The organism is Rhodococcus sp. P4_F3_2, from assembly GCF_056401335.1.
Genome location: NZ_JBFUJN010000009.1, coordinates 85,057 through 100,917, shown reverse-complemented (window position 1 = coordinate 100,917; position 15,861 = coordinate 85,057). Strand labels below are relative to the sequence as shown.

Genomic DNA, 15,861 nt, shown 5'->3' with positions numbered 1-15,861 from the left:
GTGCGGCCGGTCAGTACCTTCGACCTTACAGCTCCGGCGACAGCCTGACTACGGCGCCCGACGCTCGTTCCCGGAGGTCAGCAGTGCAATGTCCCCGTAAAGAGCCGCCCGGTGAGCGAACATCAGTTCTTCCACACCGTCGAATTGATCCCCGACGTAGTGCGTGTTGGCAGCCGAAAGTTCACGTGAACCAGAGCGCGCGAGTAGGTCGTCGATCCSGCTGTCGAGGCTCGCTGCATGCGCAACCGCGCGCTGCGAACTCAACTGATCCTCGGCCCGTGCGACCAGGTCACCGATCCGCGCGAGCGCCGCGACGCGCTCGACCAGCTGGTCCCAGACCGTGCCGAGCGCTTCCCTTCGCGAAGCGATTCCGGCTCGGGTTCCCTCGTCGCGTGCCAGCGCAGCCGCGTCGTCCAGCTCTGCGAGTATCGAACGCAGCGCTACGGTATCGACCGCGATCTGCGTGATCTCGTCTGCCAAGTCCAGTTGATTACGTTGAATGACGAAGTGATCGGAATGCCACGCGCTGGAACTCTCGATCCGGTCGAAAAGATTCCCGGCGAGGTAAAGCAGTGCGTCGTACTCACCGGCGCGTCCTTCGGGTTCGGTATCGACCAGTCCGTCGAGGACTTCCGCGATGCGTCTTCCGGCATCGGCGATGACACCGGTTCCCTGGACCTTCCCGAACTGGGCGGCGAGTTTGTCGAGTGCTGCGTTTCCACTGCTGGCCACGACACCGAGACCCACCGGCAGCTTGGCTGGAACCGGCGTACAGGTGAGCCCGGCAAAGAGAGCCTCGCGCTGCTCGACGTCGAGATGGAGACCGTCGCGGCGGTCCTTGCGGATGGCACGGACACTGCTCGCGAAGTGACGATTGGAATGCACGATCGCCGATCGCATCGACTGAACGCGCTTGTCCAGCGTCTGCACCCGCCGTTCGAGGACAACCTGAACGGGACCGATGCGTGTCGCGAGCAGTCGACGCCTGGTGCGGGCCAGCTCGTCGGTGAGATACCTCAACTCCGAAAAGCCGCCGATCTCCGGGAACGAACGTCCGACACTGCGCCGGTTCGCCAGGATCGACCGCGTCGACTCGTCCGCATAGCCGCCGGCGATCAGCAGTGCGACATCGTCGGACAACTCCGGCCGGTTCGACTCGACGGTCCCCGCCGCACACCACTCCCTGACTCGGGTGGAGATGAGCGTTCGCCGTTCGGTCACCGACGCCACGACAAAGACGTCGCCATTTCCGTCTGCCATCTCACGGCCATCCGTCATCTCACGCCTCCTGCTGGGTGCCGGTTACCACTGTTCCAGAATCTGCCGACACGCGCCCGACCCCTGCTCCCGAAGCCGACGCACCTCTGCCATACCGTAGGCGGGTGACCTCCCTGCGATCAGACGCGCAAGCAGGTCACTCGCGCGCACCGCGGACTCCTCCAGCGGTTCAACCACTACTTCCCGATCTCGCGATCGAACAACTCCAGTCGTTGTTGCAGGTACGTTCCTGGACTCTCGCGGAATGGTTCGCGATGGCCGACCAACGCGGATTCCTCGCGCCCGCGGCCAGTGTTCCGCTCTTCATGGAAGCCGCGCTGAAGTATCCCGAGCACCGCGAGGCGCTCCTTCGCCTCGCCGGTCGACGCGGGCAGTACCTGGCGGAGCAGAATCCCGATTGGGCCCAATTGCGGCGGATCGGGTCACGCCGGGACGAACTGTGGCTATCGCCCGATCCGAACGACCGTACGGCCTGGTTCGATTACATACGTACGGTCGACCCGGAACTGGCGAGCGAGGAGCTCGAGATCGCCTGGGACGACGAGCCCACCGCAAACCGCCTGCACTTCCTCGATCACCTCGAGGTCGGACTGGGTGAACACGATCACACCCTCCTCGAGCGTGCACTCGACGATCCAGCCGTGCGGGTTCGTGAGCGTGCAATTCAACTACTACGGCAACTCCCCCGATCTCCTTTTGCCTCTCGCATGGTCACTCGGGCTAAGTCGTGGGTCAGGCTCGAGACGAAGCCGTTGCGACCGCGCCTTGCCGTCCGGTTGCCAGGCTCGCTCGACGACCTCGCATTTCGTGACGGCATCGAAGACGTCCACTACAAGAACAAAGGCATCCGGCGCTGGTGGTTACGGCAAGTCGTGACCGCCACTCCACTGACGCTGTGGGAATCGATGGCCGGTTCGCCACGCGAGGCCCTCACCATCCCCATCGAGAAGCAATGGCGCACCGTGATGATCGAATCATGGACTGCCGCAACAGTTCTTCAGAAGAACACAGCGTGGGCGTCGGCATTTCTGGAGCGGGACGGGCGCACGACCGACCGGAGAATCGTCGCCATCGCGGACCCACGCGAGCGCGTCGAATACATCGTTGCCGGCCACGCGGACGAATACCTTCTGGGCGTCGACGGCAGCGCACTACTCGACGGCATCGACCGTCCATGGCCCCTGGCCGTCGCCGAAAAGTTGTTGAACGCCTTGGAGAACGAAGCGATGGAGCATACTGCTACGGGTGAGGACTTGGGCATTCACTCGCGACACAGTCACTTTTCCACTCTGCGAAGCGTGCAGGCGCGCTTCCCTTTCGACGCCGTACCGCTTCTGCAGGACGCGGCGGCACGAACGAGTGACCCCGGGTGGCAACAAGCATTCACCGACAGCGCCGTCAACATCGAGCAGCGCCAACTCCGCTTGGACGTTCTACGTAATCACCACTGAACGACAAAGGGGCCGCATCCCTCGAACAGAATGCGGCCCCTCTGTCGATGGTGAAAGATCAGACCACGCTGACCATCTCGTGATCAGCCACACCGGCGGCCAACACCCGGAGGTGATCTTCGGTGCTGCCGAGGGTGTGCTCGATGGCGACGAGTCGGCTCACGTAGTGACCCACCGGGTACTCCGCGGTCATACCGATACCACCGTGCATCTGGATCGCTTCCTGGCCGATGAGCCGAGCCGAACGCCCGATCTGCAACTTCACCCGCGAAGCGATCACCGGATCGACGACGCCGTCGGCAAGGGACATCGTTGCGTACAGACTCATGCTGCGTGCCAACTCGAGCGAGACGTACAGGTCGGCGGCGCGGTGCGTCAGCGTCTGGAACTTCGCGAGCGGAACTCCGAATTGCTTACGCGTCTTGAGGTATTCGGTGGTCAGGCGTAGCGCCTCTTCCATCGCTCCGACAGCCTCGGCACACAGCGCCGCCTGCTCACGGATCTGAGCGGCCTGGATCAGAGCAGAAGCGTCACCGCCCTCACCGAGTGCTTCGGCCGGAGTATCGGTGAACTCGATCTGCGCCCCACGCAACCCGTCGTGAGTGGCGTAGGACTTGCGTACCAGGCCAGAGGCATCGCTCTTGACGAGGAACAGTCCGACGCCACCGCCGGGGAGCGCAGCGCTCACGACCAAGATGTCTGCAGTCGCGCCGTGGCCAACGGGATTCTTGATACCGGTGATGGTCCAGCCGCCCTCGACCTGCGCCGCCGCGGTGGCCCGTTCGGTTGCCGGCCAACGGATTCCGGGTTCCTGATCGGCGAACGCGAGGAACGTGGTGCCCTCGGCCACTCCGGGAAGAATCGACGAGCGCTGCTCTGCGCTGCCGCCTTCGGAGATGAGCCCGCCCGGCGTCACGACCGCGTCGAGTAACGGTTCGGGGGCCAAGCGTCGACCGATCTCGGTCATGACCGCACCGATTTCCACCGGGCCCGCGTCCATGCCGCCGTCGTCCTCGGAGAACGTCAGGCCGAGCAAGCCGACCTCGGCCAACTGCTTCCAGACCTGCGGACTCCACCCTGGATCGGAGTCGATGATCGCGTTGCGCTTTTCGGCGTCGTAGCTACGCGAGAGGAGGTCCTTGGTGGTGTCGCGGAGAAGCTTCTGCTCGTCGTTCAGTTCGAAGTCCATGCCACGCCTCACAATCCGAGGATCGAGGAGGCGATGATGCTGCGCTGCACTTCGCTCGATCCGCTGTAGATGGATACCTTGCGGTAGTTCAGGTACGTCGGGGCAGTGTGCTGCGCCCAGCTCGCGGAGGCGATGTCGCTGCCCGCGTCGTACGGCAGTGAATCAGGGCCGGCCACGTCCATCAGCAATTCGACGCTCGCCTGCTGCAATTCGGAGCCACGAAGCTTGAGCAGCGACGACGCCGGGTTCGGCTGGCCGTCAGCGGAACTGGCGACCACCCGGAGCTGAGTGAGCTCGAGGGCAAGCAATTCGTTTTCGAGTTCGGCGAGGCGAGCAGCGAAGAGCGGATCTTCGAGCAGGGTCCCGTTACCGACCTTGACCTCGGCAGCGCGGGCCTTGGCCTGGGCCAGACGAACCTTCGAGAAACCGACGCGGGTGACACCGGTGCGCTCGTTGCCGAGCAGGAACTTGGCGTAGCCCCAGCCCTGGTTCTCTTCACCGACCAGGTTCTCTCCCGGAACGCGGACGTCCTCGAAGAACACTTCGTTGACCTCGTAGCCGCCGTCGATCAGCTTGATCGGGCGGACCGTGACTCCAGGCGTCTTCAGGTCTACGAGGATGAACGAGATACCTGCCTGGCGCTTGGGCGCATCGGGATTGGTACGCACGAGGCAGAAGATCCAGTCGGCGTACTGTCCCAGCGTCGTCCAGGTCTTCTGACCGTTGATGACCCAGTCGTCGCCGTCGCGGACCGCGCGAGTCTTGAGCGAAGCAAGGTCGGAGCCGGCCTCGGGTTCGGAGAATCCCTGGCACCACCAGATGTCGAGGTTCGCGGTCGCGGGAAGGAACTTCTCCTTCTGCTCCTGCGAGCCGAAGGCTGCGATGACCGGACCGACCATGTTGGCGTTGAACGCCAACGGTTCGGGGACCGACGCAAGCTGAAGTTCGTCGAGCCAGATGTTGTGCTGGACCGGGGTCCAGTCCTTGCCGCCCCACTCGACCGGCCAGTGCGGTACCGCCAGACCGTGAGCATTGAGGATCTGCTGCGCCTCGACCATACGGTCGCGCCCCAACTCCTCGCCGTGGGCGTACGCCTCCCTGATGTCCGCGGGGATTTGCGTACGGAAGAACGTCCGCATCTCGTCGCGGAACGCTAGTTCCTCGTCGGTCAATGCCAGGTTCATCGGGATTCCTTCGCACTCGAAACCGGATTCATGTTCGGTTCGACCGTACCCCGACGACCATGGAGGCGGAACAGGTACCGCGAAAGACGGCACTCAGGGCCGACCTTCTACACGGTTTTGAGGACCAACAGGTAGCCCCCGCCCGCGGCGTCGATGCTCGTTTCCACGTTCAACGACGGAGCCAAACGTGACAACCGATCGATCAACCAATCCGACGCTTCCTGGGCGTCGTCCTTGCCGGGGCAGCGAGCGACGGCGACGCGGCCACCCTTGCGCTCGAGTTGCTCCACGACCCCGATGATCGGAGCGGGATCCACGACGAACAGCCGATCCGGCCATTCCACAACAGGTTTGACCGCACCCTTCTTGGTGTTGCACGCGCGGTGCGCCAAGCGTTCGACGCCACCTTTGGTCTTGCCACCCTTTTTCGCGGTGTTGATGCTGTCAATACTCGGGCCGCGCGGATCGTTGACGGACATGTCGGGATCGACCGGTTCGTCACACAGCCAGCAGCGCCAGGATTCACGTTCGCCGACTTCTTGAAGGGTGCTCATGTGGCAACGGTACCGTGCGCACTTTCGGCTGCTTCCGCTACCAAAAGTGCGCACGGGGCCGAAGGCCCTACATGTCTGCAATCGCCTCCAGCGGCTTCGTCTTGGCCGCTCGGTTGGCCGGCCACAGCGCCGCCAAGACACCGACCACACCCGAGCCGATCAGCATTCCGACCACCTGACCCCACGGGATCGTGATCTTGTCGAGGCCCTGATCCGCGAGAGTGCTCACGAAGGCCCAACCGAACGCGATGCCGAGAACAACTCCGACCGCCGCGCCGTACACCGCGATGAGCACCGACTCGAGGTAGATCGTGCGTCRCATCTGTCCGCGCTGCATGCCGACAGCTCGCAGCATTCCGATTTCTCGTCGCCGCTCGACCACCGACAGTGCCAAGGTGTTGATGATGCCCAGGATTGCGATCACGACCGCGAGTGCAAGCAGTCCGTAGAGGATCGCCAACAAGGTGTTGATCTGCTGGCCCTGAGTTCCCTTGAACTCCTCACGATCCTGCACCTGGACGACGACGTACTTCTCCGTGGCCGTTTCCAGCTCGGATCGCAGCGTAGTCAGATCCGCACCAGGCTTCGCCTTCACCAGCACCACGAAGTCCGGGAGACTCTCGGCCGGCATCAGTTTCCGGTACGCCTCGTCCGAGACGATCCACGAGCCGATCAGCTGGTTGTCCTCGAACACTCCCGCGACAACGGTCTGGTACTCGACGCCGCCAGGACCGGTCAACGTCTGGGTCGAGCCGACAGTCCAGCCCTTGTCATCCGCAGTCGACTTCGAGACAAGCATGTTGTTGCCGGTCAGATCGACCGTGCCCTCGAGGATCTTGTACTCGAGCACGCCTTCGATCGGTCCGTCGAACGAAGCACCCTGCTCGTCCTCACCGTCGACCTTCGCGCGCACCCCGTGCAAGGACGTCGCGCTCTGTACGTCGGGTACCTGCCGGACCGCGTCGGCCGCACCTCGCGGCACACCGATCGCGTTGGGACCGGTCAGGATGTAGTCGGCCGAGACACCCACGTCCACAAGAGCATTGATGCTCGCCTTGGCCGAGGAACCGAACACTCCGATGACCGTCACCAGCATCAGACCGAGAGTCAGCGCGAATGCCGTTGCGGCCGTACGGCGAGGATTACGCACCGCATTGGTACGGGCCAATCGCCCGATGGCGCCGAACGGCTTGGCGAACACGGCACCGAGCGCACCGACGATCGGTCGCGACAGCGCCGGAGCCCCGAGAAGAACCGCGATGATCAACGAGAACGCACCGAGTCCGACTATCAACGCAGCCCCACCACCGGTACCGCGAGAGCCGAACACGAGCAGTGCCACACCGATCACGCCGAGAATCGCACCGATCAACGTCCGCACTCGCAGTGAGTCACCGGTAGAGGCGAACTCCTCACGCATGGCCGCTACCGGCGGGATCTTCGACGCACGACGAGCCGGGGCGTAAGCGCTGAGCGTCGTGACGACGACGCCGACCACCAACGCGACGATGATCGTGCGGGCACCCACCTGGAGCGGGCCTTCCGGCAGACCGACGTCGAATGTGTTGAGCAGACTGCGCAATCCGTAGGCGAGACCGATACCGCCGAGCAGACCGATGATGCTGCCGATGAGTCCGACCACGAGCGCCTCGGTGACCACCGAACGGCCGACCTGCGCTCGGCTCGCACCGATCGCACGCAGCAGCGCCAGCTCACGAAGACGCTGCGCCACGATCATCGAGAAGGTGTTGTAGATGATGAACGTTCCGACGAGCAGAGCAATCGCGCCGAACGCCAACAGGAAGTAGTTGATGAAGCTCAGCGCCGAGTCGACCTCGGCCTTGGTCTCCTCACGAACCTGGTCGCCGGTCTGCACCTTGAGATCGGGGAAAACCTGCTCGACGCGTTGCTGCAGTTCCGTCTGCGACACCCCGTCGCCCGCGACGTCGATGTACTCGACGTGTTGGCCGTCGGTGAAGAGTCCACGGGCCTGCTCGTCGGTGAAGAGCGCGCCGATGAACCCGCCGGTGTCACTGCCCGCCCCCTCGTAGATGCCGGACAACGTCACGTCCACGATTCCGCGGGCCGGTGCCAGAACCTTGGCGGAGTCCCCCACCTTCAGTCCGGCTCGCTCGGCGGCGCTGGTGTTCAGCGCGACCTGACCGGTCTGCGTCGGAGGCGCGCCCTCGACGAAGGTGTCGGGTTCGGCAATCGCCTGGCCCGGCGGTAGGTAGGACTGACCGATACTCGGCGCGCCGCCGGTCTGAACAGCGCCGCCGTCTGCGTTGATCAGGACGATCTGTCCGCTGACGGCCGGGGCTACCGCTCGGACGCCGTCGACCGCCGCAAGTTTGTCGACATCCTCCACCGGAACACCACTGGTGTTGCGTTCTTCCATCGATACCCGGACGTCGACGCCCTGGGCGGTGTTCTCGAAGATCGAATCGAAAGTCTTCTGGAGGGTGTCGGTGAAAACGAACGACCCCGCGACAAAAGCCGTGCCAAGCACCACGGAGAGAACCGTCAGCGCAAGTCGCACCTTGTGTGCCGCCAAGTTGCGCAGGGAAACCTTGCGCATCGGCGAGTTGCTTACCGAAGCCATGTGCTCAAGCCCCGGCTTCCACGTTCACGACCGCCTGCGGAGCGTCCAGACGCTTCATCCGGTCGAGGACCGAATCCGCCGTAGGCTCGCGCAATTCGTCGACGATCTTGCCGTCCGCGAGGAACACCACCCGGTCGGCATACGCCGCTGCCCGCGGATCGTGCGTCACGATCACCACGGTCTGGTTGAACTCGTCGACGGCCGCCCGCAGGATCGAGAGCACCTCCCCGGAGGACTTCGAATCGAGGTTTCCGGTCGGCTCGTCGCCGAAGATGATCTCCGGCTGACCCGCCAGGGCACGCGCACACGCCACACGCTGCTGCTGACCACCCGAGAGCTCTCCCGGCCGGTGATCGAGGCGATCCCCGAGACCCAGCTTGGTCAGGACGCTGTTCAGCCAGGTCGGGTCCGCTTTGCGTCCCGCGATGTCGAGCGGCAACGTGATGTTCTCGAGCGCCGTCAGCGTCGGCACCAGGTTGAACGCCTGGAAAACGAAACCGATGCGATCGCGTCGCAATTGGGTCATCTGTTTGTCGGAAAGCGTCGTGAGTTCCGTGTCGCCGATGAGAACGGAACCCGAACTTGCGGAATCCAGACCGGCGAGGCAATGCATCAGCGTCGACTTACCGGAACCGGACGGCCCCATGATCGCCGTGAACTCACCGCGGGCGAAATCTGCGGACACCGAACTGAGTGCGTGCACCTGGGTATCTCCGGTGCCGTAGGTCTTGGACAGGCCGACTGCGCGGGCCGCGACATCCTGGGCGTGCGAACTCATGATCGCCTTTCCTGTTCACTTCGGTACTACTTGTGGGCGTGACGGGCGCCCGTGAAAACACGGACGCCCGCAATGGTTGGTTCCATCCTGTCGGGTGTCGGGCGCGCTCGCCATCGGGGACCACCCTGATATCTGCAGCCGAGCCGGTCAGGGTCGCGGGAATGTGCTCTTTCTGCTTGTGCGCATTGACGAGAAACAGCGATACGAAGACCGGGCGCACATTAACCTTGTGACACCAATCACACGAGAGAGGCGGCCGAATGTCCGACGCCACCGCTGGAATCATTTTCGATCGGCTAGAGCACTGGGCGACGGTCAAGCCTGATCAAACAGCGATGACCTTCCAAGGGGCCGAATACACGTGGGCCCAGTGGCGAGACCGCATCTTGCGTATCGCCGCCGCCCTCGCCGAATCCGGCATCGGCGCCGGCGACACTGTCGCGTTCGTCGACAAGAATCATCTGTCCTGCCTCGAAGTCACCTACGCCGCCTCACTGCTCGGCGCCGCGAATGTCATTCCCAACTGGCGACTTTCGGGCGAAGAGCTGGATTACGTCCTCGCGGACTGTGGCGCTCGCATTCTGTTTGTCGGCAGCGAACTACTCCCCCAGATCGTCGCCATGCGCGACCGCTTGACGGCCGTCGAATCGATCTTCGCCGTCGGCGGGGAACACGACGAGTTCGAACCGTGGATCGACGAGGTCGCACCGCTGCACTCCCGCCCCGAGGTGAGCCCCGATGCCACCGCTCTGGTTCTCTACAGTTCCGGGACGACCGGTCGGCCCAAAGGCGTACAGCTCACGCATCGAAACCTGTTCGCGCACAGCAACAATGTGCTCGAAATCCTGCCGGCCCACGAGGATCATCGATTCTTGATCGCGATGCCGATGTTTCACGTCGGCGGAACGTGCTACGCCATCATGGCAATTCACACGGGTGGGCGCTGTTACTTCACGAGAGAAGCCGACGGACCGTCGATCTTCGCCGGTCTCGCCGCCGGAGCCAACATCGCCTTTCTCGTCCCACCGGTCATTGCCGGAGTCCTGGCCGCAGGCGAGCAGGCCGCCGCCGCCTTCAAGGCATTCAAACGCATTACCTACGGCGCCGCCCCCATGCCCCTTCCGTTGTTGCGAGCAGCCCTCGCGGCTTGGCCGGACACCGAATTCGTCCAGGTCTACGGCATGACCGAAATGGCAGGTGTCATTACCGCGTTGATGCCGGACGTTCACCGCGACGAGTCGCAGGTCGAGCGCATGGCATCAGCAGGCACGGCGATCCCCGGCGTCGAGATGCGTGTGGTGGACCCCGTCACGCTCGAGGACGTGCCCACCGGAACGACCGGCGAACTGTGGTGGCGATCCGAACAGTGCACCCCCGGATACCTGGGCAAGCCCGAGGCGACAGCCGAAACGATTACCGCAGATGGGTGGCTGCGTAGCGGCGACATGGGCCGCGCCGACTCCGACGGCTTCGTCTTCATCGAGGACCGCCTCAAGGACATGATCATCACCGGCGGCGAGAACGTCTACTCCCCCGAGATCGAACGAGTACTGGTGGAGCATCCGGCAATCGCCGAGGTCGCGGTCATCGGCGTTCCCGACGACCGCTGGGGTGAAACCGTCAAGGCAGTCGTGGTTCTCACTGCCGAAGCGCAGATCGACGAAGCCGAACTGATCACCTACACACAGGAACGCCTCGCAAAGTTCAAGTGCCCGACCAGTATCGACGTCGTCGAGATCCTTCCCCGCAATCCCACCGGAAAGATCCTCAAGCKCGACCTCCGCAAACCGTACTGGGACAACCGCGAACACAAACTGGTCTGAGTTCGCGTGCTGTAATGGGGCGGTGACTTCCCGCCGCCCCACCACACCCAATCCGACCGATCCGTGCCCGTGCGGCAGCGGCAACGCGTTGGCCGAATGCTGCGGAAAGTACATCAGCGGTGAAGCGCACGCACCGACTGCCGAAACCCTGATGCGTTCGCGTTACACGGCCTTCGCTGTGATGGACGACGAATATCTCACGCAGACTTGGCATCCCGCCCATCGCCCCACCGAACTCGATCTCGACCCCGACCAGACATGGCTCCGGTTGGAGATCCTGGACACCGAACGGGGCGGGCTGTTCGATTCCGACGGCGTCGTGGAATTTCGCGCTCACTACACATTCGGGCGCGAGCGGGGAATGCTCCACGAACGCAGTCGATTTGCGCGAACAGAGGGTAAGTGGCTCTATGTCGACGGCGATATCGGTTAGGTAACTGCGGGCACCGCCGCCGCGGATCCCGATAACGCGAGCCCTACGATCGAGTCATGACAACGAACCGGACGAGATCATTTGCCGCTGTCGCTGCCATCGCAGTGGGCGTGAGCCTGACTGCCTGTTCGCAGGACGCGGAGACCACTCCCACGGCAGCCACCTCGGCCGTCACCTCGACCTCGAGTGCAGCAGCGTTGACCACAGAACCAGTGCCGACGGACAGCTCCGACAAGACGTCGGCTGCGGGCACCGAATCCAAGCTCACCGTCGTCGACATCCGAGTGGGCGAGCACGACGGATTCGATCGTGTCGTCTACGAAATGGGCGGAACCGGCACACCCGGATGGCGCGTCAAGTACGTCGACGCGGCGACACAGGAAGGCAGCGGTAAGCCCGTGGACATCAAGGGTGCCGCAGTGATCCAGGTCCTGATCGACGGTTCCGCCTATCCCTTCGACAGCGGAGTCGAGCAGTACTCCGGCCCCAACCCGGTCCCCGGCGTCGGCGGAGTCGTGACCGAGGTCAACGGGTCCAACGTCTTCGAGGGAGTCACCCAGTCGTTCATCGGCGTGACCGAGAAGCAGCCGTTCACGGTCACGACGCTCAGCGACCCTCCGCGAGTGGTGGTCGACGTGGCCCGCTGAGGCCGCACTTGACCTGAAGTTTGGTTGAGGTTCTACCTTCGTGTCGTACCGGCCACGTAATCTTCGTGGCCGGCGACCGGAGGGGCGAAGTCATGAGTATGGAAGTCACCGCGTGGAACGCGATGTACAACGCGATGCACGCGCAAGAAGATCGGCGCCCGTTCTCGAAGGCGACACTGAAGCGGATCGCGACGTTCGCAGTTCCACAGAAACGCAACCTCAGCTGGTACCTCGTACTCAGTGTTGTCACTGCTGCGCTTGCCGTGGCAACACCTGTCCTGGCCGGGCGCGTGGTCAACGCGATAGTCGGCGGCGACGCCGTCGACGTGGTCGTCAAACTTGCCGCCCTGATCGCACTGGTAGCACTTCTCGAAGCCGCTCTGGGACTGTTGACCCGGTGGCTCTCGGCCAGCATCGGCGAAGACCTGATCCTGCATCTGCGCACCACCGTCTTCGATCACGTCCAGAAGATGCCCATCGCGTTCTTCACCAGAACTCGAACCGGAGCACTGGTCAGCCGTCTCAACAACGACGTCATCGGCGCTCAGCGCGCCTTCAGCGACACCTTGTCCGGAGTGGTCAGCAACCTGGTCACCCTGGTGATCACGCTGATCGTCATGCTCGGGATCTCCTGGCAGATCACCGTCCTCGCGCTGCTACTTCTCCCGATCTTCGTCATCCCCGCACGGCGCATGGGCGCAAAACTTGCAGCACTCAATCGTGAAGCAGCCAACCATAATTCGCTCATGAGCACCCAGATGACGGAGCGGTTCTCCGCTCCCGGCGCGACTCTGGTCAAGCTGTTCGGCCGCCCGTCGCAAGAGTCGGCGGAGTTCGCGGTTCGCGCCAGGCGTGTGCGCAACATCGGAGTCCGGACCGCAATGCTGCAGTCCGTCTTCGTCACAGCGCTGACCCTGGTCTCGGCACTTGCTCTTGCCCTCGTCTACGGACTCGGCGGCTTCTACGCGCTGCGCGGACAATTGGACGCAGGCGCCGTCGTGGCGATGGCACTGTTGTTGACGCGGCTGTACTCACCGTTGACCGCACTGGCCAGCGCCCGGGTCGATGTCATGAGCGCCCTGGTCAGCTTCGAGCGGGTATTCGAGATTCTCGATCTGGCGCCGCTCATCACCGAGAAGCCCGATGCACGCACGGTGCCGCAGGGCCCGGTGTCCGTCGAGTTCAAGAACGTCACTTTTGCTTACCCGTCTGCCGACAAGGTGTCACTAGCTTCTCTGGAGGAAGTCGCGATCCTCGACACCCGCGGCGGCGAGGACGTGTTGCACGACCTGTCTTTCCGCACCGAAGCAGGACAGATGGTCGCCCTGGTCGGCACGTCCGGCGCCGGAAAGTCGACCGTGGCGCAGATGATTCCGCGCCTCTACGACATCGACTCCGGTTCGGTCGAGTTGGGCGGCGTCGACGTCCGCGACCTCAGTGCCGATTCCATCCGCGAGACCGTCGGCATGGTCACGCAGGACGGGCACCTGTTCCACGAGAGCCTTCGATCCAACCTGCTCCTTGCGCGACCGGATGCCACCGAAGAAGATCTGCGCGAGGTTCTGGAGCGAGCACGGCTCACCGACCTGGTTGCGTCGCTGCCCGACGGACTGGAGACCGTGGTGGGTGAACGCGGCTACCGCCTCTCGGGCGGCGAGCGTCAACGCCTGACCATCGCACGACTGCTCCTGGCCCAGCCTCGCGTCGTCATCCTGGACGAGGCCACCGCGCATCTCGACTCGACGTCGGAAGCCGCGGTTCAGGAAGCACTCGGCGAAGCACTCGCCGGGCGGACTGCGGTGGTGATCGCTCACCGGTTGTCGACGATCCGTTCCGCCGACCTGATCCTTGTTGTCGAAGCAGGCCAGATCGTCGAGCGCGGCAACCATGAGGAACTGCTCGCGCGCGGTGGCCGCTACGCCGAGTTGTACCGCACGCAGTTCGACACCAACGCCCGGAAGAACGGCGCCGTCGCACCGACGCCGATCTGATACCGCGCAGCGCCTTGCCCTCCACACAGAAAACAGGCGCTGTCCTCCTCGCGGAGGGCAGCGCCTGTTTCAGTCTTTATGTCAGTCGTTGAAGCTGTAGGTCAGTCGTTGTAGCGATCGCGTCCGCCACCGCGGCGGTCGTCACGTCCACCGCGATCGTCCCGGCCAACACGGTCGCCACGGCCACTCGGACGTCCCTGCGGCGGGCCGAAATCAGGCTGCAACTGGATCAGGACGCCGGAGATGCGTGTGCGACGCAAAGCTTCGAGAGTCTCGTTGGAGAGGTCGGCCGGCAGCTCGACAATGCTGTGATCCGGGCGAATGCTGATGTGCCCGAAGTCGCTTCGACGAAGTCCACCCTCGTTGGCGATGGCACCGACGATGGCACCCGGAACGACGCGGTGACGCTTGCCGACTGCAATGCGGTATGCGGCCAACTCCTGGCCCTCGGGTCCACGCGAGCGAGGAGCCGGGCCGTCGTCGAAACGACGAGGGGGACGCGGTTCACGCGGCTCGCGCTCACGACGCGGCGGTGCCGGCGGCTCGGGAGAAAGCAAGAATGCTTCGCCGTCGCGCGACTGCAGCGCCAGAGCGGCAGCGATGTCGATGAGCGGAACATCGTGTTCCTGGTCGTAGTCCTCGATCATCTTGCGGAACATCGCGAGATTCTCCGAGGCCAGGCTCTCGGTGATGGAGTCACCGAACTTGGCCACGCGCTGGGCGTTGACGTCGTCGACACTGGGAAGCTGCATCTCCGCAAGCGGCTGACGCGTCGCCTTCTCGATGGACTTGAGCAGATGACGCTCACGCGGAGCGACGAACAGCAACGCGTCACCCTGACGACCCGCGCGGCCGGTACGACCGATGCGGTGAACGTACGACTCCGTGTCATGCGGGATGTCGTAGTTGACGACGTGGGAGATTCGATCGACGTCGAGGCCTCGAGCGGCAACGTCGGTCGCGACAAGAATGTCGAGGGCGCCGTTCTTGAGCTGACCGATGGTCCGCTCACGCTGTGCCTGGACGATGTCGCCGTTGATCGCGGCAGCCGAGTGCCCGCGGGCCCGCAGCTTCTCCGCCAGGTCTTCGGTGGCCTGCTTGGTACGGACGAAGATGATCATCGCCTCGAATGCCTCGACCTCGAGGACTCGGGTCAGTGCATCGAGCTTGCGCTGATGAGCAACCTGAATGTAGCGCTGCGTGATGTTCGAGGCGGTCGACGTCTTGGACTTGACGGTGATCTCGACCGGATTGTTCAGGTACTGCTTCGAGATCCGGCGAATCGAGCCGGGCATCGTTGCGGAGAACAGGGCAACCTGCTTGTCGCCTGGGGTGTCGCGGAGGATGCGCTCGACGTCCTCCTGGAACCCCATCTTGAGCATCTCGTCGGCCTCGTCGAGAACGAGGTACTTGAGATTGGTCAGATCCAGGGTGCCCTTTTCGAGATGGTCGATGACACGACCCGGGGTACCGACGACGACGTGTGCGCCGCGGCGCAGGCCGGACAGCTGGACACCGTAGCTCTGGCCACCGTAGATCGGCAGCACGTTGAGTCCGGGGATGTGCGCGGAGTACTTGCCGAATGCCTCGGCAACCTGAAGCGCCAGCTCACGCGTGGGAGCAAGCACCAGCGCCTGGGTCTGCTTGATCGACGTGTCGATCCGCGACAGGACTGGAACTGCGAAAGCTGCGGTCTTGCCGGTACCGGTCTGTGCGAGACCGACGACGTCCTTGCCTTCGAGCAGCGGCGGAATGGTGGCAGCCTGAATCGGCGAGGGCGACTCGTAGCCCACGTCTGACAGTGCCTTCAGTACCCGATCATCGATGTCGAGGTCGGCAAATGTTGGGGGTTCGGGGTCACGCTCAATATCACTCATTTGACCAGCAGTTTAGCGGATAGAGTATAGACACGACGACATACCGGGGGTGCA

General features: G+C 63.7%; 12 protein-coding genes. 5 read left to right on the top strand and 7 right to left on the bottom strand.

Going from position 1 to position 15,861, the window contains the following annotated elements; genetic code table 11:
* Positions 1–48: 48 nt before the first annotated feature.
* Positions 49–1,278, bottom strand: coding sequence for a hypothetical protein (locus tag AC1DWA_RS12260; protein WP_477916664.1), 1,230 nt, complete (start codon positions 1,276–1,278; stop codon positions 49–51).
* Positions 1,279–1,382: 104 nt separating this feature from the next.
* Between AC1DWA_RS12260 and AC1DWA_RS12255 the strand changes: the two genes are divergently transcribed.
* Positions 1,383–2,729 carry a DUF5691 domain-containing protein gene (locus AC1DWA_RS12255; RefSeq protein ID WP_084325855.1) on the top strand — a complete coding sequence of 449 codons (1,347 nt, stop codon included), beginning with the start codon at positions 1,383–1,385 and terminating at the stop codon, positions 2,727–2,729.
* A 58-nt stretch (positions 2,730–2,787) separates the two neighbouring features.
* On the opposite strand, the gene AC1DWA_RS12250 is transcribed toward AC1DWA_RS12255, so the two are convergent.
* From AC1DWA_RS12250 to AC1DWA_RS12230, 5 genes are all read right to left on the bottom strand, one after another.
* Positions 2,788–3,918: an acyl-CoA dehydrogenase family protein gene (locus AC1DWA_RS12250; protein ID WP_029255782.1), complete on the bottom strand. Its 1,131-nt coding sequence runs from the start codon at positions 3,916–3,918 to the stop codon at positions 2,788–2,790.
* An 8-nt stretch (positions 3,919–3,926) separates the two neighbouring features.
* Positions 3,927–5,102 carry an acyl-CoA dehydrogenase family protein gene (locus AC1DWA_RS12245; protein ID WP_007736177.1) on the bottom strand — a complete coding sequence of 392 codons (1,176 nt, stop codon included), beginning with the start codon at positions 5,100–5,102 and terminating at the stop codon, positions 3,927–3,929.
* 107 nt (positions 5,103–5,209) lie between these two features.
* Complete coding sequence (locus AC1DWA_RS12240; protein ID WP_020970172.1) at positions 5,210–5,656, bottom strand: hypothetical protein; 447 nt, start codon at positions 5,654–5,656, stop codon at positions 5,210–5,212.
* A gap of 67 nt (positions 5,657–5,723) precedes the next feature.
* Positions 5,724–8,258: an ABC transporter permease gene (locus AC1DWA_RS12235; protein ID WP_477916662.1), complete on the bottom strand. Its 2,535-nt coding sequence runs from the start codon at positions 8,256–8,258 to the stop codon at positions 5,724–5,726.
* A 4-nt stretch (positions 8,259–8,262) separates the two neighbouring features.
* Positions 8,263–9,036 carry an ABC transporter ATP-binding protein gene (locus AC1DWA_RS12230; protein WP_003945134.1) on the bottom strand — a complete coding sequence of 258 codons (774 nt, stop codon included), beginning with the start codon at positions 9,034–9,036 and terminating at the stop codon, positions 8,263–8,265.
* A gap of 260 nt (positions 9,037–9,296) precedes the next feature.
* Here AC1DWA_RS12230 and AC1DWA_RS12225 point away from each other — a divergent pair, with 260 nt between their 5' ends.
* The 4 genes from AC1DWA_RS12225 (at position 9,297) to AC1DWA_RS12210 (ending at position 13,930) form a co-directional block, all read left to right on the top strand.
* Positions 9,297–10,859: a long-chain-fatty-acid--CoA ligase gene (locus AC1DWA_RS12225; RefSeq protein ID WP_477916660.1), complete on the top strand. Its 1,563-nt coding sequence runs from the start codon at positions 9,297–9,299 to the stop codon at positions 10,857–10,859.
* Between the two features lie 22 nt (positions 10,860–10,881).
* Positions 10,882–11,292 (top strand): YchJ family protein, encoded by a 411-nt coding sequence (locus tag AC1DWA_RS12220; RefSeq protein WP_021344960.1) that lies wholly within the window; start codon positions 10,882–10,884, stop codon positions 11,290–11,292.
* A gap of 56 nt (positions 11,293–11,348) precedes the next feature.
* Positions 11,349–11,939 carry an AMIN-like domain-containing (lipo)protein gene (locus tag AC1DWA_RS12215; RefSeq protein ID WP_477845806.1) on the top strand — a complete coding sequence of 197 codons (591 nt, stop codon included), beginning with the start codon at positions 11,349–11,351 and terminating at the stop codon, positions 11,937–11,939.
* Positions 11,940–12,031: 92 nt separating this feature from the next.
* Positions 12,032–13,930, top strand: coding sequence for an ABC transporter ATP-binding protein (locus tag AC1DWA_RS12210; RefSeq protein ID WP_070797487.1), 1,899 nt, complete (start codon positions 12,032–12,034; stop codon positions 13,928–13,930).
* A gap of 101 nt (positions 13,931–14,031) precedes the next feature.
* Here the strand turns inward: AC1DWA_RS12210 and AC1DWA_RS12205 are convergent, their stop codons facing one another.
* Entirely contained in the window at positions 14,032–15,807 is a 1,776-nt protein-coding gene (locus AC1DWA_RS12205) for a DEAD/DEAH box helicase (RefSeq protein ID WP_279219365.1), read from the bottom strand.
* Positions 15,808–15,861: the final 54 nt, after the last annotated feature.